The 23,911-nt window shown below is 72.9% G+C and carries 21 protein-coding genes; 4 read left to right on the forward strand and 17 right to left on the reverse strand.

What is annotated here, in order from left to right:
* Window positions 1-25: 25 nt before the first annotated feature.
* The 9 genes from ACFQBR_RS11320 to ACFQBR_RS11360 all read right to left on the reverse strand — a co-directional run bounded on the left by ACFQBR_RS11320 (window position 26) and on the right by ACFQBR_RS11360 (window position 9,720).
* The gene (locus ACFQBR_RS11320; protein WP_378553147.1) at window positions 26-466 is read right to left on the reverse strand and encodes a cytidine deaminase; all 441 of its coding nucleotides are present in this window, start codon (window positions 464-466) and stop codon (window positions 26-28) included.
* Window positions 445-1,704, reverse strand: coding sequence for an ABC transporter permease (locus ACFQBR_RS11325; protein ID WP_267948805.1), 1,260 nt, complete (start codon window positions 1,702-1,704; stop codon window positions 445-447). Before ACFQBR_RS11325 ends, ACFQBR_RS11320 begins: the two co-directional genes overlap by 22 nt.
* Window positions 1,701-3,284: an ABC transporter permease gene (locus ACFQBR_RS11330; protein WP_344179832.1), complete on the reverse strand. Its 1,584-nt coding sequence runs from the start codon at window positions 3,282-3,284 to the stop codon at window positions 1,701-1,703. The genes ACFQBR_RS11325 and ACFQBR_RS11330 overlap by 4 nt, the downstream gene beginning before the upstream one ends.
* Window positions 3,281-4,888, reverse strand: coding sequence for an ABC transporter ATP-binding protein (locus ACFQBR_RS11335; protein WP_344179833.1), 1,608 nt, complete (start codon window positions 4,886-4,888; stop codon window positions 3,281-3,283). The genes ACFQBR_RS11330 and ACFQBR_RS11335 overlap by 4 nt, the downstream gene beginning before the upstream one ends.
* A gap of 244 nt (window positions 4,889-5,132) precedes the next feature.
* Window positions 5,133-6,188 (reverse strand): BMP family lipoprotein, encoded by a 1,056-nt coding sequence (locus ACFQBR_RS11340; RefSeq protein WP_267948802.1) that lies wholly within the window; start codon window positions 6,186-6,188, stop codon window positions 5,133-5,135.
* Window positions 6,189-6,506: 318 nt separating this feature from the next.
* Window positions 6,507-7,238, reverse strand: coding sequence for an alpha/beta fold hydrolase (locus ACFQBR_RS11345; RefSeq protein WP_344179835.1), 732 nt, complete (start codon window positions 7,236-7,238; stop codon window positions 6,507-6,509).
* 148 nt (window positions 7,239-7,386) lie between these two features.
* A complete protein-coding gene (locus ACFQBR_RS11350; protein WP_267948800.1) occupies window positions 7,387-7,731 on the reverse strand; it encodes a biotin/lipoyl-containing protein in 345 nt (114 codons plus the stop codon).
* 7 nt (window positions 7,732-7,738) lie between these two features.
* On the reverse strand, window positions 7,739-8,767 hold the full coding sequence (locus ACFQBR_RS11355; RefSeq protein ID WP_267948799.1) for an alpha-ketoacid dehydrogenase subunit beta: 1,029 nt from the start codon (window positions 8,765-8,767) through the stop codon (window positions 7,739-7,741).
* On the reverse strand, window positions 8,764-9,720 hold the full coding sequence (locus ACFQBR_RS11360; protein WP_344179876.1) for a thiamine pyrophosphate-dependent dehydrogenase E1 component subunit alpha: 957 nt from the start codon (window positions 9,718-9,720) through the stop codon (window positions 8,764-8,766). Before ACFQBR_RS11360 ends, ACFQBR_RS11355 begins: the two co-directional genes overlap by 4 nt.
* A gap of 924 nt (window positions 9,721-10,644) precedes the next feature.
* Here ACFQBR_RS11360 and ACFQBR_RS11365 point away from each other — a divergent pair.
* Window positions 10,645-11,136: an Lrp/AsnC family transcriptional regulator gene (locus ACFQBR_RS11365; protein ID WP_267948797.1), complete on the forward strand. Its 492-nt coding sequence runs from the start codon at window positions 10,645-10,647 to the stop codon at window positions 11,134-11,136.
* Between the two features lie 6 nt (window positions 11,137-11,142).
* Here the strand turns inward: ACFQBR_RS11365 and ACFQBR_RS11370 are convergent, their stop codons facing one another.
* The 5 genes from ACFQBR_RS11370 to deoC form a co-directional block, all read right to left on the reverse strand.
* Window positions 11,143-12,822 (reverse strand): phospho-sugar mutase, encoded by a 1,680-nt coding sequence (locus tag ACFQBR_RS11370; protein ID WP_344179837.1) that lies wholly within the window; start codon window positions 12,820-12,822, stop codon window positions 11,143-11,145.
* 13 nt (window positions 12,823-12,835) lie between these two features.
* Window positions 12,836-13,633, reverse strand: a complete 798-nt coding sequence (locus tag ACFQBR_RS11375) for a purine-nucleoside phosphorylase (protein WP_267948795.1) — start codon at window positions 13,631-13,633, stop codon at window positions 12,836-12,838.
* A 163-nt stretch (window positions 13,634-13,796) separates the two neighbouring features.
* Window positions 13,797-14,765, reverse strand: coding sequence for an aldehyde dehydrogenase family protein (locus ACFQBR_RS11380; RefSeq protein ID WP_378553156.1), 969 nt, complete (start codon window positions 14,763-14,765; stop codon window positions 13,797-13,799).
* Complete coding sequence (locus ACFQBR_RS11385; protein ID WP_267948793.1) at window positions 14,758-16,188, reverse strand: aldehyde dehydrogenase family protein; 1,431 nt, start codon at window positions 16,186-16,188, stop codon at window positions 14,758-14,760. Before ACFQBR_RS11385 ends, ACFQBR_RS11380 begins: the two co-directional genes overlap by 8 nt.
* A gap of 4 nt (window positions 16,189-16,192) precedes the next feature.
* Window positions 16,193-17,140 (reverse strand): deoxyribose-phosphate aldolase, encoded by a 948-nt coding sequence (gene deoC, locus ACFQBR_RS11390; protein ID WP_267948792.1) that lies wholly within the window; start codon window positions 17,138-17,140, stop codon window positions 16,193-16,195.
* A 416-nt stretch (window positions 17,141-17,556) separates the two neighbouring features.
* Between deoC and ACFQBR_RS11395 the strand changes: the two genes are divergently transcribed.
* Both ACFQBR_RS11395 and ACFQBR_RS11400 read left to right on the forward strand, forming a co-directional pair.
* On the forward strand, window positions 17,557-18,237 hold the full coding sequence (locus ACFQBR_RS11395; protein WP_344179843.1) for a GNAT family N-acetyltransferase: 681 nt from the start codon (window positions 17,557-17,559) through the stop codon (window positions 18,235-18,237).
* 34 nt (window positions 18,238-18,271) lie between these two features.
* Window positions 18,272-18,961, forward strand: a complete 690-nt coding sequence (locus tag ACFQBR_RS11400; RefSeq protein ID WP_344179845.1) for a hypothetical protein — start codon at window positions 18,272-18,274, stop codon at window positions 18,959-18,961.
* Here the strand turns inward: ACFQBR_RS11400 and ACFQBR_RS11405 are convergent.
* Together ACFQBR_RS11405 and ACFQBR_RS11410 are read right to left on the reverse strand one after the other, a co-directional pair.
* Window positions 18,936-20,207 carry a heparan-alpha-glucosaminide N-acetyltransferase domain-containing protein gene (locus ACFQBR_RS11405; RefSeq protein WP_267948790.1) on the reverse strand — a complete coding sequence of 424 codons (1,272 nt, stop codon included), beginning with the start codon at window positions 20,205-20,207 and terminating at the stop codon, window positions 18,936-18,938. The two genes, ACFQBR_RS11400 and ACFQBR_RS11405, sit on opposite strands and share 26 nt — an antisense overlap.
* A gap of 108 nt (window positions 20,208-20,315) precedes the next feature.
* The gene (locus ACFQBR_RS11410) at window positions 20,316-20,633 is read right to left on the reverse strand and encodes an ArsR/SmtB family transcription factor (RefSeq protein WP_344179847.1); all 318 of its coding nucleotides are present in this window, start codon (window positions 20,631-20,633) and stop codon (window positions 20,316-20,318) included.
* A gap of 146 nt (window positions 20,634-20,779) precedes the next feature.
* Between ACFQBR_RS11410 and ACFQBR_RS11415 the strand changes: the two genes are divergently transcribed.
* The gene (locus ACFQBR_RS11415) at window positions 20,780-21,715 is read left to right on the forward strand and encodes an alpha/beta fold hydrolase (protein ID WP_344179849.1); all 936 of its coding nucleotides are present in this window, start codon (window positions 20,780-20,782) and stop codon (window positions 21,713-21,715) included.
* A gap of 111 nt (window positions 21,716-21,826) precedes the next feature.
* Here ACFQBR_RS11415 and ACFQBR_RS11420 read toward each other — a convergent pair whose 3' ends face one another.
* Window positions 21,827-23,821 (reverse strand): acetoacetate--CoA ligase, encoded by a 1,995-nt coding sequence (locus ACFQBR_RS11420; protein ID WP_344179851.1) that lies wholly within the window; start codon window positions 23,819-23,821, stop codon window positions 21,827-21,829.
* Window positions 23,822-23,911: the final 90 nt, after the last annotated feature.

The following is a 23,911-nucleotide window of genomic DNA, read 5'->3' on the forward strand; positions in this document are numbered from 1 at the left end:
GGACCGGGGAGACGGCGGGCACCGGCTATGCGAGGTTGTCCGGACCGAAGGCCTGCGGCAGGATCCGGTCCATGGACAGGATCCCCTCCGGGGTGTCCACGAGCAGGTGCGGCCCGCCGTGCTCGAACAGGAGCTGCCGGCAGCGGCCGCACGGCATGAGGACGCCGCCCCGCCCGTCCACGCAGGCGAACGCCGTCAGGCGCCCTCCCCCGGAGGCGTGCAGGGCGCTGACGAGCCCGCACTCGGCGCACAGGCCGACGCCGTACGACGCGTTCTCCACGTTGCAGCCGCTGACCACCCGGCCGTCGTCGACCAGGGCCGCCGCTCCCACCGGGTAGTTCGAGTAGGGCGCGTAGGCGTGCGACATCGCCTCGCGTGCGGCGGCCCGCAGCGCCTCCCAGTCCACCGTGTCCGCGCCGGGCGGGCCGGCCGTCGGTGTGTGGCTCATGACCGGCTCGCCCTCCACTGCTTGCCGACCCCGGCGGGGGGCCGGAGCCTCTGGGAGGCCAGCGAGAGCACCAGGAGCGTCGCGATGTGCGGGCTGTAGGTGGCCAGCTCCCGCGGCAGGGAGTCGGTCGAGAGGTACCAGACCAGCAGCAGGACGCCGGTGAGCACGGCGGCGACCGCCAGGCCCTTGCGGTCCTTGCGCACCTGCCAGACCGCCACCGCGAGCAGCGCCACCGCCAGGAGCAGCAGCAGGGCGTGGATCGCCGCACCGCCGCCGCGGATCTGGAGGGCGTCGGTGTAGCCGAACAGGCCGGCGCCCATGGCGAGGCCTCCCGGGCGCCAGTTGCCGAAGATCATGGCGGCCAGGCCGATGTAGCCGCGGCCGCCGGTCTGCCCCTCCTGGTAGATCTGCGACGCCACGATGGCCAGGAACACCCCGCCCATGCCGGCGAGCCCGCCGGAGATGACCACGGCGACGTACTTGAGGCTGTACACCGGCACGCCGAGGGACTCGGCGGCGTCGGGGTTCTCGCCCACCGAGCGCAGCCGCAGGCCGAAGGTGGTTCGCCACAGCACGAGGTAGGTCACCGGGATCATCATGATCGCGATGAACGTCAGGGCCGACATGCGGGTGGTCAGGCCGATCACCAGCGACGCCAGGTCGCTGACCACGAAGATCCCGCTACCCGCCACGGGCGCGAGCGCGTCGGCGACGAACGGGAGGTTCCACACCGGGAACGGCGGCGTGGTCGGCGACTGGGCGGCCCCCGCGCCGGGCACGTCGGAGTAGACCAGGATCGACAGGTAGCGCATCGCGCCGAGCATGAGGATGTTGATGGCCACGCCGGACACGATGTGGTCGACCGCGAAGGTGACCGTCGCCACGGCGTGCAGCAGCCCCCCGGCCATGCCGGCCAGGACACCGGCCAGCAGGCCCATCCACGGGTTGTCGGTCGACCAGGCGAAGTAGGCCCCGAACCAGGTGCCCAGGATCATCATGCCTTCGAGGCCGATGTTGATGACGCCCGCCCGCTCGGCCCACAGGCCGCCCAGGGCCGCCAGGCCGATGGGCACCGCGAAGGTGATGGTGGTGCGGATGGTGCCCGCGTCGGTGAGCATGTCCTGGCCGGTGATGACGCGCAGCCCCGCCAGGGACACCAGCACCGCGCCGAACAGGGTGAGGAAGCGCCAGCGCGACCAGCCTCCCGGCCTGGGCGGCGCCTTGACCGGTTCCATCACGTTGAGTTCCTGGCTCACTGGGCCTCCCCGTCGCGCTTGCCGTCGGAGCCGGGGGCCGTGTCGCCCCCGCCGTCGGCGGACCCGTCCTCGGACGCCGTGCCGGAGGGCACGGCCTGCGCGGGTTCAGTGGTGGACTCGGCGGTGGCGCCGAGCTGGTTGCCGATCTGCTGCTGCTGGTAGCGGCGGCCCCAGCGGTGCACGACCTCGTAGACCACGACGACGGTGAGCACGATGGTGGCCTGGGAGATGACCGCGATCTCCTGGGGGATCCCGTCGAAGGGCAGGATGCCCGCCGCCTGGTTCAGGAACGACCAGAAGAGGGCGGCGAAGACGATGCCGACCGGGTGGTTGCGGCCCAGCAGCGCGATGGCGATGCCGATGAAGCCGATGCCGGTCGGGAAGTCCAGGGCGTAGTAGTGCGAGCTGCCCAGCAGCTGGGGCAGGCCGACCAGCCCGGCGACCATGCCCGAGAAGAGCATGGACAGGAACACCATCTTCTTGACGTTGACGCCGCTGGCCTCGGCGGCCGACTGCGACTGGCCGGTGGCCCGCAGCTCGAACCCGAAGCGGGTGCGGTTGAGCATCACCCAGTAGCCGATGCCCACGGCGACCGCGAGGAGGACGAAGCCGAAGATCTCCTGCTCGGAGCCGAGGAAGCCCGCCGGGATGCCGGGCACCCACGACGACTCGGGCATCGGCGGGGTGCCGATGTTGTTGGTGCTGATCTCCACCGCGAGGCGGTCGGTGCTGAGCAGGTAGGCGGTGATGCCGGTGGCGATGGCGTTGAGCATGATCGTGGAGATCACCTCGGAGACGCCCCGGGCCACCTTGAGGTACCCCGCGATGCCCGCCCACGCGCCGCCGACGGCGACGGCCGTGGCGATGACGACGATCTGGCTGAGCACCGGGGGCAGGACCACGTAGCCGCCGACGGCGGCCGCGAGCAGGGCCGCGAGCCGGTACTGCCCGTCGACGCCGATGTTGAACAGCTTCATCTTGAAGCCGATCGCCACGGCCACGGCGGCCAGGTAGTAGGTGGTGCCGTCGTTGATGATCTTGACCAGGCTGTTGGGCCTGGTGCCGTACTCGATCATCCGCGCGAAGGTGGGCAGCGGCGAGATGCCGCTGAAGAAGAGGACGGCGGCCGTGACGCCGATCGCGATGACCCCGGCGGCGAGGACCGCGGCGAAGGACAGCGCGAGCATGGCGGACAGCCGGTGGAACAGCGTGAACGCCACGGCCGAGCCGACGAGCGCGCCCAGGGCGGCGGCGACCGGCTCGATCAGGGACAGGTCCAGGAACCAGGCGGACAGCAGCCCGGAGACCACCGCCAGCACCAGCGCGGTCGGCACGACCAGGGTCGTGTGGAGCGTGGTGCCCTGCTCCTTCGTGCCGTCGGCCCCGGCCCTGCGCTCGTCCGGGACCAGCGGTCCGGACCAGGCCACGAAGGCGAAGGCCGCCGCGACGCCGATGATCAGCGCCGCCCACCACAGCAGCGCGAGATCGAGGGCGGCGGTGACCCCGACGCCGAGGACGACGGCGACGGCCGCCGCGGCCGGGGCGGGCAGGGTCCTGTCGGGGCGGGGAATCCTACTCATGATCCGCCCTCGTTCCCGTTTCGGTCGGCACCGTCAGCACCGCTGTCACCTTCTGTGCTCGCGTCGCCCCCGCCCAGCCCGGCCCCGGTCATGGCGGAGCCCAGCTGTTCGGGTGTGACGGTGGTCGGGTCGGCCTGCGCGACCAGGCGGCCGCGCAGGATCACGTGCAGGGTGTCGGACATGCCGATCAGCTCGTCCAGGTCGGCGGAGACCAGCAGCACCGCCAGGCCGGCCGCGCGGGCGTCGCGCAGCTGCTCCCAGATGGCGGCCTGGGCGCCGACGTCCACACCGCGGGTGGGGTGGGCGGCCACCAGGAAGCGCGGGGAGCCGCTCATCTCCCGGCCGATGATGAACTTCTGCTGGTTGCCGCCGGACAGGGCGTCGGCGATCACGTCGATGTTGGGGGTGCGCACGTCGTACTCGGCGACGATGCGCTCGGAGTCGGCGCGCGCCCCGGCCCTGTCGATCCAGGGGCCGCGCACGCTGGGCGCCTTGGTCTGGTGGCCGAGGATCCGGTTCTCCCACAGGGGGGACTCCAGCAGCACGCCGTGCCGGTGCCGGTCCTCGGGGATGTAGCCGACCCCCGCCTCGCGGATGCGCAGCGTGGACCAGGACGTGATGTCGTCCGTGCCCAGGGAGACCGTCCCCGAGGTCAGCGGGCGCATGCCCATGATGGCCTCGATCAGCTCCGACTGGCCGTTGCCCTCGACGCCGGCGATGCCGACGATCTCGCCCTCGCGGATGTCCGCGGTGACGCCGTCGACGACGGCTCGGCCGTCGGCGGAGGTGACGGTGACCCCGTCCAGGGACAGGACGACGTTGTCGGTGACGGTCGACTCGCGCAGCTCGGGGACGGGGAGCTCGCCGCCCACCATCAGCGTGGCCAGTTCCCGGGCGGTGGTGGTGCCCGGGTCGGCCGTGGCCACGGTGGTTCCCCGCCGGATCACGGTGATCTCGTCGGCGACGGAGAGCACCTCGTCCAGCTTGTGCGAGATGAAGATGACGGTGAGGCCCTCGCGCTTGAGCTCGCGCAGGTTGTCGAACAGCTCGTCGACCTCCTGCGGGACCAGGACCGCGGTGGGCTCGTCGAGGATGATCGTCCGGGCGCCCCGGTAGAGCACCTTGAGGATCTCCACCCGCTGGCGCTCCCCGACGCCCAGGTCCTCCATGAGCCGGTCGGGGTCGACCCCGAGCCCGTACTGGGAGGAGAGCTCCCGGATGTGCGCGCGGGCGCGGTTGCCGATGCCGAAACGGCGTTCGGCGCCGAGCACCACGTTCTCCAGCACGGTCAGGTTGTCGGCGAGCATGAAGTGCTGGTGCACCATGCCGATGCCGTGCCTGATGGCGTCGGAGGGCGAGTTGAGCCGCACCTCCGCGCCCCTGACGTAGATCTGTCCCTCGTCCGGCCGGTGCATGCCGTACAGGGTCTTCATCAGCGTGGACTTCCCGGCACCGTTCTCGCCGACGATGGCGTGCACGGTGCCCGGGGCCACGGTGATGTCGATGTCGTGGTTGGCCACGACCCCGGGAAAACGCTTGGTGATCCCGCGCAGCTCAACGGCGGGGGGCGCCAGGGCCCCGTTGCCCGGTGGCGTGCTGCTCATCTGTCTCCTCGTGAACGTGCGGCGTGGCGCGGACCGCCGGGCCGGGGGCTCCCGGCGGGCGCCACCGTCGCGGAACGGCAACCGGGGCGGCACCGGGACCGGGGGACTCCCCCTGTCCGGTACCGCCCTTGGATGCGGCCGCCGCGGGCCCCGCCCGCGGCGGCTCCGCGCGGGGCGCGGCCCCCGGACACCCATCCTGCTACGCGAGCGGCGGTATCCGCGGGACACGCCCGGAGGGCGCGGCCTACGGCGCGGTCGGGACCTCGATCTCGCCGTCGATGATCTGCTGCTTGATCGCGTCCAGCTCCTCCTGGATGGGGCTGATCGCCTCCTCGTTGGAGGTCGTGTAGTCCACACCGCCGTCGGCCAGCTCGAAGCGCTGGATGCCGCCCTCGGGGGTGCCCTCCACCGTGCTGTTGATGAGCTCGAACACGGCGACGTCCACCTGCTTGATCGCGGAGGTGAGCACGTACGGCTTCTGGTTGTCCTCGGCGTTCTCGTACTGGTCGCTGTCCACGCCGATGAAGGTGAAGTCGTTCTCCACCGCGGACTCCAGGACGCCGTTGCCGGAGGCGCCGGCGGCGTGGTAGATCACGTCCGCGCCGCGGTCGTACTGGGCCTGGGCCAGCTCGCGCCCCTTGGCCGGGTCGCTGAAGCCGCTGAAGTCCGGCGGCTGGCTGAGGTAGTCGACCTCGACGGTGATGTCCTCGGTGACGTGCTCGGCGCCCGCGACGTAGCCGGCCTCGAACTTGTGGATCAGCGGGGTCTCGACGCCGCCCACGAAGCCGACGTGGTCCTCCTCGGAGGTCAGAGCGGCGGCGGCGCCGGCCAGGAAGGAGGCCTGCTCCTCGGCGAAGACCAGGCTGGTGACGTTGTCGACGTCCTCGATCTCGGAGTCCACGATGGCGAAGTGCACGTCCGGGTACTCGGGCGCGACGGCTCGGACGGCCCCGTCGTAGGCGAACCCGACGGCGATGACCAGGTCGTAGCCCTCGTCGGCCATGGTCGCCAGGCGCTCCTCCTTGGCGGAGTCGGCCTCTCCGTCGGAGGGCTCGAAGTCCTGGGTCTCGACGCCGAGCTCCTCGGCGGCCTGCTCGAGGCCGCGGTAGGCGGAGTCGTTGAACGAGCGGTCGCCGCGGCCGCCGACGTCGTAGGCCAGGCCGACGCGCACGTCGGCCGAGTCCCCCTCGCCGCCGTCGCCGGAACCGTCGGCCTCCTCCGCTGCACTGTCGCACGCGGTGAGGGCCAGCACACCCGCCGCCGCCACCGCGGCGAACTTGACTGCGTTGCTGCGCTTCACTGGTAACTCTCCCCTTCGCCCTCTCAGCGGCCCACATTCCGTACGACCGAACTGAGTTCTGCGGTCGGACAATATCCGGTGGCCGAAAGTACACCTAACCAACAGGCGGAGTTGTTATGAAGGCGAGAGCGTAGTGAAACGGGGTCTTACCCGGAAGTTACCGAACACTCGCCGGAAGCGGTCGGCCGGGTTTGTGTTCCGGGTTTTGACCTCCCGTTCCCCGGACCCCGCGGGCATTACTACGCATTGCTCCACGGTGTTCACCCGTTGTCACACCAGCACGTGGGGACAGGCCGGTCTAGACCGGTATGCGCCGCCTCAGGCGAGGAGGAAGTCCACGACCGCCTGCCGGAAGGCGCGGGAGGACACGGCGTTGCCGTGGTCGCGCCCGGGAACCTCCACGTGCACGCCGCCGCAGCGCCCGGCGAGCCCGGCGGCGCCCTCGGCGACGGCGTCCCGCTCCCCCGAGACGAGCAGGAGCGGAACGCCGTTCAGCAGCGGGTCGGCGCTGAAGGGGCGGGAGGCCTGACCGCGCGCGCACGCCGCGAGCGCCGCGGTGTCGTTGCCGGGGAGGGCCGCGACCGCGCGGTAGACGCGGTCGAACGGGGAGTCGCCGGAACCGGGCTCGGACAGGTCGGTCCCGGCGAAGGCGTTAACGGGTCCGAAACCGCCCAGGGCCACACGCCTCACCCGTTCCCGCATGGTCAGCGCCAGTTCCCACCCCAGGCGGGAACCCATCGAGTAGCCCACCACGTCGACCCTCTCCACGCCCAACTCGTCGAGCAGGGAAACGAGATCCGCGACAAAGTGTTCGGGCAGGTAGAAAGCCTCCTCCACGGGTTTGTCGCTGGAACCGTGGCCGCGCAGATCCGGACCGATCACCCGTAGCCCTGCGGACTCCAGCGCCCGGGTCCACCCGGTGGCACGCCAATTCATGTCGAAATCGGTGCCGAAACCGTGCAGCAGAAGAACCGGCACCGCATCCGCCGGGGCACGCGGAGCCAAATCCACATAGCGCATTGTCACGTCGCCGGTGAGTTTTGCGGACATGAATCCCCACTCCATTAAATTCTGAAGAACTTGCCGGGCCGCCCGAGGCCCTGTCGGATATTCCTATGAACGGCTCCCCCTGGGGGCGCCGCCGTTCGTGCGGACCTCCCAACGGCACCGGCGGTCCGGCCGGCACGGCGGCAGCGGGTCAGGCCGTCGGGGGCTTCAGGCGCACCCGGCGGGCGGGCCGGGCCTCCTCCGGGGGGACCCGGCCGACGATGCCCGCCCGGGGCGCCTCGTCGGCCGCCTCCACCGCGAAGGTCACCAGGGGGTCGCCGACCGGGACCACCTGGTCCTCCGCCGCGTGCAGTTCGGCGATCCGGCCCGCCTGGGGCGAGGGGATGACGACGGCCGACTTGGTCGTCTCCACCTCCACGAGGGGGGCGTTGCGCGCCACGACGTCGCCGACGGCGACCTGCCACTCCAGGACCGTCGCCTCGACGAGCCCCTCTCCCAGGTCGGGGAGGGTGAAGGTGATGCTCTCTTCTGCCATGGTCTGTCTAGTACTCCAGGGTCCGTTGGACCGCGAGCAGGATGCGGTCGATGGTCGGCAGGTACTGGCCCTCCAGGGGCCCGGCCGGGTAGGGCACGTCGAACCCGGTGACGCGCTGGACGGGCCCGGACAGGTCGCGGAAGCAGTTCTCGGTGACGAGCGCGGCGACCTCCGCCCCGAGCCCGGCGGTCAGCGGCGCCTCGTGCACGACCACGGCGCGCCCGGTGCGCGACACCGAGGCGGCGAGCCCCGCGGTGTCGACGGGCTTGAGCCAGCGCAGGTCCAGGACCTCCAGGTCCACCCCGTCCTCGGCGGCCAGTTCGGCCACCTGGAGGCACTTGTGCACCATGGCGCCCCAGGCGACGAGGGTGGCGTGGCTGCCCTCGCGCACCACACGGCTGGTGCCGATGGGGTCGCTGGGCTCGCGCAACCGGACGGGCCTGCGGTCCCAGTAGCGGGCCTTGGGCTCCATGAAGACGACGGGGTCGTCGGAGCGCACCGACTGGAGGAGCAGGGTGTAGGCCTCGGCCGGGTCGGAGGGCGCGACGACCTTGAGCCCGGGGGTGTGCGCGAAGAGCGCCTCCAGGCTCTCCCCGTGGTGCTCGGGCGCCTGGATGCCGCCGAAGGAGGGCAGCCGGAGCGTGATCGGCATCGGCGCCGATCCCCGCGTCCGGTAGTTCATGCGCGCCACCTGGTTCACGATCTGGTCGATCGCCGGATAGGCGAAGCCGTCGAACTGGAGCTCGGGCACGGGCCTCCAGCCGTTCATCGCCAGTCCCACCGCCATCCCCATGATCGCGGACTCGGCCAGGGGGGTGTCGAAGACACGCTTGTCGCCGAACTCCCGCTGGAGCCCGTCGGTGACGCGGAAGACCCCGCCGAGGGCTCCGACGTCCTCGCCGAAGACCAGGACGTCCGGGTCCTCGGCGAGCAGGGTGCGCAGGGCGCGGTTGACGGCCTGCTGCATGGACAGCTCGACGGGCGGGGCCCCGGCGGCGTCGGGGCCGGCCCCGGCCCGTTCGATCAGCTCGGTCACAGCTCGACCTCTTCCTGCCAGGTGCGGTGCTGACGGGTCAGCTCCTCGGTGGTCTCCCGGAAGACGTGGGTGAAGAGCTCGGAGCCGTGGGGCTCCGGGGCCCCGGCCACGCCGTCGCGGATCTCCTCCGCGCGCCCGGCGGCCTCGGCGTCGGCCTCGGCCAGGTCGGCCTCGTCGGCGTGCCCGGCCGCGAGGACGGCCGCGCGCAGCAGGGCGACGGGGTCGCGGTGCACCCGCCAGTGCTCCGCCTCGGTGTCCTCCCGGTAGCGGCCGGGGTCGTCGGAGGTCGAGTGCGGCTCCACCCGGTAGGTGAGCGCCTCGATGAGCGTCGGCCCCCCGCCGGAGCGGGCGCGGGCGACCGCCTCGGCGGTGGCCTCGTACACGGCCCCCGCGTCGTTGCCGTCGACGACGGCCCCGGGCATGCCGTAGCCCTCGGCCCGCGCGGCGACGGATCCGCCGGCGACCTGGCGCTCGTTGGGCACCGACAGCGCCCACCGGTTGTTCTGGCAGAAGAACACGACCGGCGCCCCGAAGACCCCGGCGAAGTTCATCGCCTCGTGGACGTCGCCCTCGGAGCTGGCGCCGTCGCCGAAGTAGGAGAGGGCCACCCCGTCGCCGCCGCGCAGCCGCTCCCCCACGGCCCAGCCGACGGCGTGGGGGACGGGCCCGCCGACCACGGCGTTGACCGCGCCGAACCGGGAGGCCATGACGTCGTAGAGGCCGCCGTGCCACAGGGCGCGGTGGCTCGCCATGTAGCCGACCATGTCCACGCCGTAGGCCAGCGCGGAGGCCATCTCGCGGTAGGTCGGGAAGACGAAGTCGCGCTCGGGGTCGAGCGCCGTGGCGCTCGCGACCTGGGCGGCCTCCTGTCCCCGCACGGACACGTAGGCGGGGAACACGCCCTGGCGCTGGAGGGCGACCGCCTCGGCGTCGAGGTCGCGCGCCGTCCGCATGGCCTGGTACAGGGCGCGGGTGAGGTCCGGCCGGAGGTGGTCCACGCTGATGTGTTCGGGTGCGGCCGATGCGTGGCCGGGCGGGACCGGGCGCACGGGGCCTCCGTCGAGGGGGGTGTCCCCGTGCTTCCCCCGGAGCGGTCCCCGGGGCGATGGTGAGCGGCGGGCGGGCATGTCGAGCGGCTCCCAACGTGGCCCGCCGCGCGTGGTGGCGCGTCCGGACCGGGTGGTGTCTGTCCTCTACGGCGATTCTCCGGACAACTCGACACTTGCGCTAGATATCCAGGAATAGTTGAAACAAAAGAGAACGAAGACCGCCATCACGTTCTTGAATGTCTAACATAGGACCTGATTCACCTGCGAAAACGACACGGTGACCTATACAGCGCTTACTGTCACCAACCCTCACGAACACCGGGGCATCACCCGAAAACCCCTCGGTTCCGTCGGAGGTAGGGCCTATCATCACGGAACCATCGCGGTTGACTACCAGGGGTGCGTGTTCGACGCCGAGCGCGTACGTTCGGATCAGCCCGACCACCGAGCCAGGGAACGCCCCCCACGACACGACACATGAGGCCGGAAACGGCCGCCGAGCAAGAAGTTCCGTCACCGCCCGGACACGCCGGCGCGGTTACCCGCCGGTCGGGGAAACCCGCCGCCCGCCGTCCGCGTCAACCATGGGTACAGTCGGACTCCCCGCCGACACGCGCCCCGCACTCCGGATCTCCCGAGACGGTTCCCCCGCCCCCGCCCTCCCGGTACGCCACCTCCCGGTGACCGGCCGGACACCCATCCGGACCCCATCTCGCCGACTGAGACTCCGATGGACGCAAACAACGTTTACCTGGTAGTTCGTTAGCCCCGGTCCACGAAGAGGGAAGGGGCTCCATCCTGAGAACAAGAGCACACGAGGAGACCCACATGGCCATGGGCGACCAGCGCAGGAACGGCCGGCGGCCGGACACGACCGACCAGACGATCCTGAGCGCCCTCGCCAAGGACGCGCGAACAGGCATCACCGAGATCGCCGCCCTGGCCAACGTCTCCCGAGCCACGGCCTACAACCGCATCAAGCGGCTCACCGACGAGGGCGTCATCCGCGGGTACTCCGTGGTGACCGACCACTCCAAGATGGGGCTCGGCGTCACCGCGCTCGTCCTCATCTCGGGCAGCCAGCCGGACTGGCGGGCCAACCGGGAGATCCTGTCCTCGTACCCCGAGATCGAGTACTGCTGGTACGTGGTCGGCTCGGCGGACATCGTCCTCCTCGTCCGCGTGGCCAACACCAACCAGCTGCGCGACCTCATCCTGACCCGTCTGCAGTCGCTTCCCGGTGTGACGTCCACCCAGACGCTCACCGTCATCGACGAGGTCGTGCACCGGCCGGTCGTGGAACCCTCGGACGGCGAGTGAGGCCCCTCATCCCCTGACCGCCCCGGCGACCGAGGCCATCAGCTCGGCGAGCATGTCCGAGCCACGCGCGCGGATGGCCGCGACGTCGTCCCCCACCTCCAGCACCACCTCGGCGTACGCCTTCAGCTTGGGCTCGGTCCCCGAGGGACGCAACGTCACGCGTCCCCACGCCCCGCCCTCCAGCCGGAAGCGCAGTGCGTCCGTCGGCGGCAGTCCCGCGTGTCCGCCGGCGAAGTCGTCGACCCCCGCGACCGCGAGGGGGCCGAACGCGGTGGGCGGTTCGGCGCGCAGCCGCCGCATCGCCGCGGAGATGACCGACAGGTCGTCCACCCGCACCGAGAGCTGGTCGCTCAGGTGCAGTCCGTACCGGCGGGCCTGGTCGTCGAGCAGGTCGACCAGGGACCTGCCGTCCCTCTTCGCGTCGTCCGCGAGCGCCGCCGCCACCAGGGCCGCTCCCACCCCGTCCTTGTCGGCGACCGGGCGGCCCCCGTCCCCTCCCACGCAGTAGCCGAGGGCCTCCTCGAAGGCGAAGACCCGCCGCTGCCCGGGACCCCCCGCGCGGGCCAGCCACTTGAAGCCCGTCAGCGTCTCCTCGTAGTGCACACCGCGGTCGGCGGCGATCTTGCCCAGCAGGCTGGACGAGACGATCGAGGTGGCCACCACGCGGTCCGGCCCGGAGGTGTGGTCCAGCACGTACTCGGCGAGCAGCCCCCCGACCTCGTTGCCGGTGAGCAGGCCGTGCCCGGGGACGGCGAGCGCGAGCCGGTCGGCGTCCGGGTCGTTGGCGATGACCAGGTCGGCGCCGTCGGCGGCGCCGGCCGCCGTCGCCAGGTCCATCGCACCGGGTTCCTCGGGGTTGGGGAACTCCACGGTCGGGAAGTCGGGGTCCGGGTCGAACTGCTCCCGGACCACGGACGGGCGGGCGAACCCGGCCCGCTCCATCGCGGCGAGGAGCACCCTGCCGCCCACCCCGTGCATGGCGGTGTAGGTGGTGGCCAGCGCGCGCTCGCGCCGGGGGACGAGCGCGGTGACCGCCGCCAGGTAGCGGTCCACGGCCTCCTCCCCCAGCACCGTCCACCCCTCCCCCAGGGGGAGGTCGCCGACCGGTCCCGCGGCGTCGATGGCGGCGGAGATCTCGGTGTCCACCGGGGAGACGATCTGGGCCCCCGCGTCGTCCCCCGTCCCGCCGGCGTACACCTTGTAGCCGTTGTCCTGCGGCGGGTTGTGGCTCGCGGTCACCATGATCCCGGCGTCCGCCCCCAGGTCCCGGACGGCGAACGCCAGCACGGGGGTGGGCAGCGGCCCGGGCATCAGGGACACCCGGTGCCCGGCCCCGGTGAGCACGGCGGCGCTGTCGCGGGCGAAGTCCGCCGACCGGTGCCGGGCGTCGTAGCCGACGACCACGTGGGCCCCGGCGCCGCCCCTGCCCCGCAGCCAGGCGGCGATGCCGGCCGCGGCCCGCATCACCACCACGCGGTTCATCCTGTTGGGGCCCGCTCCCAGGGCTCCGCGCAGGCCGGCGGTCCCGAACTCCAGGCGTGCGCCGAAGCGGTCGGCGAGACCGGCCAGGGCGGCGGCCTCGCCCCTGCCGGCGCGCTCCAGCAGCCCCCGCAGCTCCTCGCGGGTGGCGGGGTCGGGGTCCTGGGCGAGCCACTCCCGGGCGAGGGCGGCGGTGTCGGCGGTCATCGGTCCCGTTCCCTCAGAGCCCGGCGACGATGTCGGCGAGCAGGCGGCCGACGGTTCCCGCGGACTCCCGGCCCGTGGCGAGCACGTCCTCGTGGTCGAGGTTGGCGCCCTCCAGCCCGGCTGCGATGTTGGTGACGAGCGACAGGCCGAGGACCTGGGCGCCCGCCTCGCGGGCGGCGATGGCCTCCAGGACGGTGGACATGCCGACCAGGTCGGCTCCCATGGCGCGGAGCATGCGGATCTCGGCGGGGGTCTCGAAGTGCGGGCCGGGCATGGCCGCGTAGACGCCCTCGGGCAGGTCCGGGTCCACCCTGCGGGCCAGCTCGCGCAGGGCGGGGGTGTAGGTCTCGGTGAGGTCCACGAAGGTGGCGCCGGTGAGCGGCGACCTCGCGGTCATGTTGAGGTGGTCGGCGATCAGCACCGGGGAGCCCACCGCGTAGGCGGGGTTGATGCCGCCCGCGGCGTTGGTCAGGACGACGGTCCGGGCCCCGGCGGCCACGGCCGTGCGCACGCCGTGCACGACCGCGTCCGTGCCGTGGCCCTCGTACAGGTGGGTGCGGCCCAGGAAGGCGAGCACGCTGCGGCCGCCGTCGCGGATGCTGCGGATCGTGCCGCTGTGCCCCTCCACCGCGGGGGGCCGGAAGCCCGGCAGGTCGGAGGCGGCCAGCTCGTGCCCCGAGTCGCCGAGCAGGTCGGCGGCGGGCGCCCACCCCGATCCCATGACCAGGGCGACGTCGTACTCGTCGACGCCAGTGCGCGAGCGCAGCTCCGCGGCGGCGTCCTCTGCGGCGGCCTGGGGTGTGCGAGTCACTGGGTGCTCTCCGTTCGTTCGTGCCGCGCCGGCGGCGCGGGGTGTCGCCCCGGTGCGCGGGGGGCGGGACATGACCGGTCGGGGGCGGCCCGGCCCGTCCGCGGGCGCCGCCGCTCCTCCGCGCGCGGACCGGCGCCCGCTCCGGGGCGCCGGTCCCCCTTCTCTACACCCCGACGGGGTGCCACACCGTCTTGGTCTCCAGGAAGGGGGTCATGCGCGAGGTGCCCGGGTCGGGGTCGAGCCAGGCGTCCTCACCCCCGCCGGGCGCGGGCCGGGGCCGCAGCACCCGGGTGAGGGTGGTCGCCGCCGCCCGCTCGAACTCGACCGCCAGGTCCCCGGAGCCGGCGAGGTCCAGGGCGTTGACGTCGGCGTGGGAGGCCAGGTGCGGTCCGATCTCGCCCACCCTGCCGGTCAGCAGGTTGACCACCCCGCCGGGGAGGTCGGAGGTGGCGAGCACCTCGGCCAGGTCGACGGCGGCCAGGGGCGCGCTCTCGGACGCGACCACCACCGCCGTGTTGCCGGTGGCGACGACCGGCGCGATCACGGAGGTCAGGCCGAGCAGCGGCGCGTCCTGGGGCGCGAACACGGCCACCACGCCGGTCGGCTCGGGGGCCGAGTGGTTGTAGAAGGGGCCCGCCACGGGGTTGGCGCCGCCGAGCACCTGGGCGAACTTGTCGGTCCAGCCCGCGTAGTACACCCACCGGTCGACGGCGGCGGAGACCACCCGGTCGGCGTCCGCGCGGGACAACCCCTGCGCGGCCGCCGCCTGGGCGGCGAACTGCTCCCGCCGGCCCTCCAGGACCTCCGCGACCCGGTACAGGACCTGGCCCCGGTTGTAGGCGGTGCGCGACGACCAGCCCCCGAAGGCCTTGCGGGCCGCGGTGACGGCGTCGCGCGCGTCCTTGCGCGACGCGAGGGAGGCGTTGGCCAGGTGTTCGCCGCTCGAGGAGGTCACGGGGTAGCTCCTGCCCGACTCCGAGCGGGGGAAGGCCCCGCCCACGTAGAGCTTGTAGGTCTTGCGGACCGCGAGGCGCGCGGGCACGCCGGACGCGGGGGCCGCGCTCCCTCCCCGGCCCTCGGCGGCCTCGGCCGCGCCCCTGCCGGCCTTCCCGGTGCTTCGCCGCTCAGCCAAGGTAGGCCTCCAATCCGTGCCGTCCGCCCTCGCGGCCGTATCCCGACTCCTTGTAGCCGCCGAAGGGGCTGGTGGGGTCGAACTTGTTGAACGTGTTGGACCAGACCACGCCCGCGCGCAGGCGCTCGGCGGTCCACAGCATGCGGGAGCCCTTCTCGGTCCACACGCCCGCGGAGAGGCCGTAGGGGGTGTTGTTGGCCTTCTCCACCGCCTCCTCGGGGGTGCGGAAGGTCAGGACGGACAGGACGGGCCCGAAGATCTCCTCGCGGGCGACCCGGTGGGCCTGGCTGACGCCGGTCAGGACCGTGGGGGCGAACCAGTAGCCGTTCTCCGGCAGGTCGCAGGCGGGCGACCAGCGCTCGGCGCCCTCGGCCTCCCCGGTGTCGGTGATCTCGCGGATCCGCTCCAGCTGGGCGGCGGAGTTGATCGCCCCGATGTCGGTGTTCTTGTCCAGGGGGTCGCCCAGGCGCAGCTTGGAGATCCGCGCCTTGAGCAGCGGGAGGAACTCCTCGGCGACCGACTCCTGGACCAGCAGCCGGGAGCCCGCGCAGCACACGTGGCCCTGGTTGAAGAAGATGCCCGAGACGACGCCCTCGACGGCCTGGTCGATCGCCGCGTCGTCGTAGACGATGTTGGCGCCCTTGCCGCCCAGTTCGAGGGTGAGGCGCTTGCCGGTGCCCGCGACGGAGCGGGCGATCCGGCGCCCCACCCCGGTGGAGCCGGTGAAGGCCACCTTGTCGGCGCCGGGGTGCTCGACCAGGGCCTGCCCGGTCTCGCCCGCGCCGGTCAGGATGTTGACCACGCCCGGGGGCAGCTCGGCCTCCTGGCAGATCTGGGCGAAGACCATCGCGGTGAGCGGGGTGGTCTCGGCCGGCTTGAGGACCACGGTGTTGCCGGTGGCCAGGGCGGGTGCCACCTTCCACGCGAGCATGAGCAGCGGGAAGTTCCACGGGATGACCTGCGCGGCGACGCCGAGCGGCTTCGGGTCCGGGCCGAGGCCCGCGTGCGCGAGCTTGTCGGCCCACCCGGCGTAGTAGAAGAAGTGCGCGGCGACCAGCGGCACGTCGACGTCGCGGGTCTCCTTGATGGGCTTGCCGTTGTCCAGCGACTCCAGCACGGCCAGTTCGCGCGAGCGCTCCTGGACGATGCGGGCGATGCGGAACAGGTACTTGCCGCGTTCGGCACCGCTCATCCGGCCCCACACGGTCTCCTGGGCGCGGCGGGCGGCGGCGACGGCGCGGTCGACGTCGGCGGGCCCGGCGACGGCGACCCGCGCGAGCGGGGTCTCGTCGGCGGGGTTGAGGGTGGTGAGGTACTCCCCGCCCTCGGCGGGGGAGAACCCTCCGTCGACGAACAGGTCGTAGGTCTCGCGCAGGGCGACGACGGAGCGGGACTCCGGTGCGGGCGCGTACTCGAAGATCACGGCTCTAGTCCAGCGTGTAGTAGTCGGGGCCCGGGTAGGTGCCGGTGGTCAGCCTGGTGCGCTGCATGAGCAGGTCGTTGAGGAGGCTGGAGGCGCCGATCCGGAACAGGTCGGGGGTCAGCCAGTCGGGGCCGGCGACCTCGTTGACCATGACCAGGTTGCGGACGGCGTCCTTGGTGGTGCGGATGCCCCCGGCGGGTTTGACGCCCACGCGCCGCCCGGTGTCGGCGTGGTGGTCGCGGACGGCCTCCAGCATCACCAGGGTGACCGGCGGCGTCGCGGCCGGGGACACCTTGCCGGTGGAGGTCTTGACGAAGTCGGCCCCGGCCCGGATCGCCAGGTGCGAGGCGCGCCGGACGTTGTCGTAGGTGACGAGTTCGCCGGTCTCCAGGATGACCTTGAGGTGCGCGGCGCCGCAGGCCTCCTTGACGGCGGCGATCTCCTCGAAGACCTTGAGGTAGTCGCCGGACAGGAACGCCCCCCGGTCGATGACCATGTCGATCTCGCTCGCGCCGTCGGCGACGGCGCGGCGGGTGTCGGCGAGCTTGACCTCCATCGGGGCCCGGCCGGACGGGAAGGCGGTGGCCACCGAGGCCACCCCGATCCCGGTGCCGCCCAGCGCCGCGACGGCGGTGGCGACCATGTCCGGATAGACGCACACGGCGCCGACGCGCGGCACGGTGCGGTCCGAGGGGTCGGGGTTGGCGGCCTTGGCGCACAGGGCCCGGACCTTGCCGACGGTGTCGGCCCCCTCCAGGGTGGTCAGGTCGACCATGCTGATGGCCAGGTCGACGGCCCTGGCCTTGGCGGTGGTCTTGATCGACCGGGTCGCCAGGTCCTGGGCCCGGGACCGCGCGCCGACCTCGTCCACGCCCGGAAGTCCGTGCAGGAACGCCCTGAGGGCGCGGTTGGTCGTCGCCTCGGGCGCGAATGCGGTGTGGGGCACGGGCACCTACTGCTCGATCGGGTTGCTGGCCGGTCCGCCCGCCGAGGTCGGCGGAAGCGGTTCGGGGAAGCGTGCGCGAAGGCCCGTTCCCCGGGCGTCCGGCCGGGGTCGCCCCCGGGGCCGGGCACTCAGGCAGTCACCATAACCCCGGGCGGAGCGGCCGTCAGTATCCGCCCTGAGGGCATTGCCGAAGGTTGGAGAAGCCTCCAACCAGGACCGGTGAGCCGAGTGGTGGTTTCCTCCAACCCGGGTGGGAAAATCCCTGAAAACGGACACTCGGGCCGGGACCTCACCGGCATCGGGGGCTCGCGCGGTCTAGACCGGGGTACTCCTCCACGCCGCCCGGACCGGGTGCGAGACTGGCGCGGACCGGACCCCCGCCGGGCTCCGGAAGGGCCCGGCCGAGTCGACAGGAGCGAGCGGTGGCACCAGCGAACACGACGGGGCGGACCGGTCCGCGCACGGGCGAGGACGCCGCCGGCCGCACGGGGGACGGGGACGGCGCCGCAGGCCGGCCGGGCACGGCCGGCGCCCGGCGGTCCGGCCCCCCGGAGCTGCGCCTGGTGCGCCTGGACCGGGGAACCTCCGAGTCCGCCCTGCTCAGGGCGGCCGTGCTGGAGCACCGTCCGCTGCCCGGACGGCGCGGGTACGTGAGGGCGCCCGCGGCCACGCTCCCCCTCGCCGACGCCGACCCGGCACGCACCCCCTTCGCGGTCGTGGCGGGGCCCGGACCGGTGCGGGACGCGGCCGGGGCGCGTGCCTCGTGCGCGGGTTTCGGCGTCCTGGACCGGGCGGTGCACGCGCGCGACCTGGTGCCGGATCCCGCGCACGCGGTTCTGCTGCGCGCCTTCCACGTCGCCCCGGACTGGGAGGGGAAGGGGGTGGGACGGGCCTCGTGCTCGGCCCCGCTGCTGGACCGGCTCGCGGCGGAGGTCGCGCCGGACGCCTCCGAACTGGTGCTGTGCGTCGACGAGGCCAACCGGCGGGCCGCGCGGGTGTACGGGGCCGCCGGGTTCTCCTTCACGGGCCGGCGCCTCTTCACCGAGCCGGACGGCATACAGCTGGTGATGGTCCGGCCGCTCGCCGCCGGGGGCGGGTCCTGACACGCGGCCGCCGGGGTCGGCGTACGCTTGCCCCATGGCGGAGTTCCGGATCAGCACCGACGACGACCGCGTCGACCTGCGCAGGATGGCGGCTGCCCTCGTCGAGTCCCAGAGGTGGGCACGCGACGACGTGAGCATCTGGGACAACCGGCGCGGCGAGGTGATCGTGACGGTCGACGACGCGCTGCTGCGCAAGCCCGAGGCCGACCCGATGCACCGCCCCCGGCACACGCCCCGGGACGTCCACGACGCCTGCGAGACCCTGCGCAGGGAGGACCCGTCGCTGCGCCGCGTGGACTTCCGGTTCCTGCGCGAGGAGACGGCGCGCTTCTTCTCCGCCGGGTGGACCGTCTCCGACGTGCTGCACGCCCTGGGCCACCGCCCCGACGGGGCGCCCTGGCCCCTCGGTCCGGAGCGGCAGGGCACCGACTGGCTCCGCGAGCGCATGAGGGCGTGGCGCACCCCCGACGGGGACATCCGCCCCTCGCAGTCGCAGGAGGGCGCCCAGCTCCGGGTGATCAGCCGCGCGGGGCTGCCGGTGGACATCGGCCTGCCCGAGGACGCCGAGGTGTCCCAGCGGCCCGTGGCGAGCCGGTCGGCGGCGCGCTCCGCGGCCGACGACGCCCGGCGGCTCATCCGGCAGAACTCCCGCACCAGCAGCGACTCCCTCGCCCACCGGGACCGCACCTCCGCGAACATCACCCGCCGGGACGGCCTCCGCTAGTCCGTCTTCGCTCGTCGACGAGGGAGACGGCCCCGTTCGCCGCCTCGCCGAGGAGGAGTTCGGCCGGCCCCCTGCCGACGAGCAGCCTCCAGAGGGTGGCGAACAGGAGGGCCCCGAGGACGAACCACTCCAGCAGCCACGGGGAGGCCCACGCGGATCCGGCGGCCCCGATGACCACCGCCAGGACGAGGATGTGCCCGCTGTAGACGGTGAGCGGCATCCGGCCGACCGAGGTCAGCGGGTACATGGCGATCCGGAACCGGTCGCACAGGAACAGGCAGGCCACGAGCACGAGGAGGCCCTGGCCGACCGCCTCGGCGATCTCGAAGGTGGTGCCGGTGTGCGGCGTGTTGACCGCCAGCCACCACCAGGTGTCGGTCGGGACCTGCCCCGAGATCGACTCGGCGTGGTCGGTGACCGCGTACCGCACCTGCTCCGCCACCGCCGGATCGGCGGCGGCCTCCGGTGTCAGGCCGGTGAGCTCCGGGCCGCTGGCCGCGACGAGCCGGTCCAGCCCGCCCAGGGGGCCGAGTGCCAGCCACGACCCCCCGTAGGCGAACACGGACAGCGCCGCGCCCGTGACCGCCAGGCGCACCCTGACGGCGGTGGCGGTGAGGTCGAGCCGTCCGACGGCCATGCCCGCGACCACGAAGACCATGAAGGTGACCGCCGGGTAGTAGCCGGTCAGGAAGAACTCCGTGAGCGTCGGCACCGAGCCGCTCCGCAGCTGCGGGGGGAAGAAGGCCTCGCGCAGCGCGAACGACAGGAACGGTCCGACGGCGGCCAGGGCGCCCGCCACCGCCCACAGCGCGCCCGGGCGCAGCTTCACCAGCGGCAGCGCCAGCAGGAAGAACCCGGCGTAGTAGGTGAGGATGATCGCGATCGGCACCGCCATGACGTCCAGGACCGCGCCGAGGAGCCCGATGAGGACGGCCCGGGTGAGGATGCGCGCGATGGCCCGGCGCAGCGGTTCCCCGGCGGCGGGGACGGTGCGTCCGGTCATGAACGCCAGGGAGACCCCGGCGAGGAGGGCGAAGAGCGCCGAGGAGTTGCCCCGCACGATGCCGTGCAGGTCCCACGCGTAGTTCTCGGGCGACAGGAAACCCATCGAGGCCACCCCGAGGTGGACGACGAACATCCCGAAGACGGCGAGGGCGCGGGCCGCGTCGATGCCGTCGATCCGCGCCTTCGGCGAGGGCGGTCCGGCGGGGGCCGTGGAGGTGTCGTCAGACTGGTTCTGTGCCACGCCCGTCAGGCTATGCCCGTTCTGTCCCCCGCAACAATGCGCGGCGCCGCCACCGCGTGGCCACAGACGGCCACGCGCGGAATGCCGTTCCGCCGGACCGGGGAGCGGTCACGGCGACGACCGCGGAGGGGACGCGGCGAGGAGGATGTCGAGCAGGCCGGGGAAGCGCCCGTCGATGTCAGCGCAGCGCAGGGCGAGGTAGAGCCTGCGCCCGTCGGGCCGCTGGCGGATGACCCCGCTCTCCCGGAGCACACGCAGGTGGTGGGTCATGCTCGACTTCGGGATCTCGGGGACGACCTCGCCGCAGAACCGCTCCTCGCCGTCGGCGAGTGTGCGGGCGACCTCCATCCGGACGGGGTGGCCCAGGGCGGCGAGCACGTCGACGAGCTCGATGTCGGCGGCGTCGGGGTGGTGGAGTCCTGCCATGCGACCACTGTACGGGAATGCCGTACGAACAGCGGCCCGAGGGCCTTGACAGCCGACGCACATCCGTACGAGGATTCCGTACAGTTCGTTTGTACGGTTTTTTCGTACAAAAGGACGGCCGCAGCCCCCGGACAGAGGACCCCCACATGACCACGGTCGACCCCCTGAGCGACACCGCGCTCGCACACTCGCTCGACGGCGGCTTCTCCAGCCGCCACGCCGACGTCGACGGCGTCCGGCTGCACTACGTCTCCGGCGGGGACGGGGACGGGGACGGGGATCCCCTGATCCTGCTGGGCGGGTGGCCGCAGACCTGGTGGCAGTGGAACAAGGTGATGCCCGCGCTGGCGCGCCGCCGCCGGGTGATCGCCGTGGACCTGCGCGGCATGGGATCCTCCTCCAAGCCCGAGGGGGGCTACGACAAGAGGACCATGGCGCGCGACGTCCACGCCCTCGCCGAACACCTCGGGCTGACCCGCGTCAGCATCGCGGGACACGACATCGGCGCGATGGTCGCCTACGCCCACGCCGCCCTCTTCCCGGAGTCGACCGGCCGGATCTGCCTCCTGGACGTCCCCCACCCGGACGGGGACTGGTCCTCCTTCACCCTCCTGCCCGGACCGCACCAGTACGTCGACCCCGACCGGACGGGCGTGTCCGGCTCCTACCTGTGGTGGTTCGCCCTCAACCAGGTGCAGGGCCTGCCGGAGGCGTTGCTGGAGGGCCGCTACCGCCTGCTCTCCGACTGGCTCTTCGACCGCTCGGCCAAGGACCCCGCCTCGATCGACGAACGCTCCCGGCAGGTCTACGGCCGCGCCTACTCCACGGCGGACGCCATCCGCTCCGGCAACGCGTGGTACCGCGCCTTCAACACCGACATCGAGCACGAGAGGGACTACGGGAAGGTGGAGGCGCCGCTCCTCGCCCTGGGCGGCGACGAGAGCAACTACGCCTACCTGAGGGACCTGATGCCCTCCAAGGGCGCCGACGTCCGGGTGGCCGAGATCGCCGACTGCGGGCACTACCTGCCCGAGGAGCAGCCGGAGGCCGTGGTCGACGCGCTGGAGTCCTTCCTGCGCTGACCCCGCCCCGGCGCGAGGGGCCGGGCTCCGCCACGGAGGCGGGCCCGGCCCCTCGCGCGTGTTCCGCGTGATCCGCCCCGGCAGGCCGGCCGCGCGGGCGGAGGGCCCGGGTCAGCCCTTCAGTTCGCTGAAGCGGTCCAGGGCCTCCGGGTTGGCCAGGGAGTCGCGGCTGGCGACCTTCTCGGGGTCCTCGCCCATGAGGATGCGCTTGACCGGGACCTCCAGCACCTTCCCGGACAGGGTCCGGGGCACGGCCGCGATGGCGCGCACGCGGTCGGGCACGTGGCGGGGCGAGCAGTCGGTGCGGATGCGCCGGGCGATCTCCCCGGGCAGGTCGCCCTCCAGGTCGGCCCCCTCGCGCAGGACGGTGAACAGCTCGATCCTGGAGGAGCCGTCCTCCTGGGGCACGTCCACCACGAGGGCGTCCACGACGTCGTCGAGGGCGAGGACGGCGCGGTAGATCTCGCTGGTGCCCATGCGGACGCCGCCGCGGTTGATGGTGGAGTCCGAGCGGCCGTAGATGATCGCCGTGCCGCGGTCGGTGATCTCGATCCAGTCGCCGTGCCGCCAGACCCCCGGGTAGACGGAGAAGTAGCTGTCGCGGAGGCGTTCGCCGTCCTCGTCCCCCCAGAAGAAGACGGGCATGGACGGCGCGGGCTGCGTGACGACGAGCTCGCCCACCTCGCCGGTGAGCTCCCTGCCCTCGGGGTCCCAGGAGGCGACCGCCATGCCGAGCGCCCGGGACTGGATCTCGCCCTCGTAGACCGGCAGCGTGGGCGTCCCGCCGACCAGGCAGCTGCACACGTCGGTGCCGCCGGAGGTCGAGAACAGCCAGAGGTCTGCGCCGAACTCGTCGTAGACCCAGGAGAACGCCTCGGGGCTGAGGGGTGAGCCGGTGGAGCCGATGGCCTTGAGGCGGGAGAGGTCGCGCCCCTCGCGGGGGTGGACGCCCTCCTTCATCGAGGAGGCCAGGAAGCCCGCGCTGGTGCCGAAGACGGTCACCCCGGCTTCGGCGGCCAGGTCCCAGAGCGCGCCCATGTCGGGCGCCGCCGGGCTGCCGTCGTACAGGACGATGGAGGCCGGGGTCAGCAGGACGCTGACCAGGAAGTTCCACATCATCCAGCCGGTGGTGGTGAACCAGAAGACCCGGTCGTCCTCGCGGGCGTCCAGGTGGAGGTGGAGGTTCTTGAGCTGCTCCAGGAGGATGCCGCCGTGTCCGTGCACGATGGCCTTGGGCAGCCCGGTGGTCCCGGAGGAGTAGAGCACCCAGAGGGGGTGGTCGAAGGGGACCGGGGTGAACTCCAGTTCGGCCCCGGCGCCGGACTCCTCCAACTGCCCCCAGGGCATGGTGCCGTCGAGGGGGGCGCCGGGGGCGAGGTGGTCGAGGAGGACGGTGTGCTCGGCGGTGGGCAGTGCGGCGCGCAGCTCGTCGACCACGGGGCGCCGGTCGAAGTCCTTGCCGCCGTAGCGGTAGCCGTCGACGGCGAGGAGGACCTTCGGCTCGATCTGCGCGAAGCGGTCGATGACGCTGCGGACCCCGAAGTCCGGCGAGCAGGAGGACCACACTGCGCCGAGGGAGGCGACGGCGTAGAACGCGGCGACCGTCTCGGGGAGGTTGGGCAGGTACGCGGCCACGCGGTCGCCCGGGCCGACCCCCAGTCCGCGCAGCCCGGCGGCGATGGCGGCGGTGCGCCGGCGGAGTTCGCCCCAGGTCCACTCGCCGAGTCCGCGCAGCTCGGTGGCGTGCCGGATGGCGACGCGGGCGTCGTCGCGGCCCTCGAAGACGTGTCGGGCGTAGTTGAGGGTCGCCCCCGGGAACCACGAGGCGCCGGGCATGGCGCGTTCGGCCAGCACCCGCTCGTAGGGGGTCTCGGACCGGACTCCGTAGTACTCCCAGACCGCTTCCCAGAAGCCGTCGACGTCGGTGACCGACCAGTGCCAGAGGGAGTCGTAGTCGAAGGACGCGGCCGGGGAGCCCGCCTCCCCGCCGAACGCACGGACCCCCTTGTTCTCCGAGGCCCACCGGGCGAACGCGACGATGTTCGAGGACTCGGTCCGCGCCTCGTCGGGCTCCCAGAGCACACGGGGCACTCTGCTCTCCGTCATTGGCCCGCCTTCCCAATCGCGTGGCTGTGTGTTGCTGTGAGACCCATCTAACAACACCCCACCACCGCCGCCACGCCCCGGCCTCGCGGC

The organism is Nocardiopsis tropica, from assembly GCF_042660575.1.
Lineage (GTDB): Bacteria > Actinomycetota > Actinomycetes > Streptosporangiales > Streptosporangiaceae > Nocardiopsis > Nocardiopsis tropica.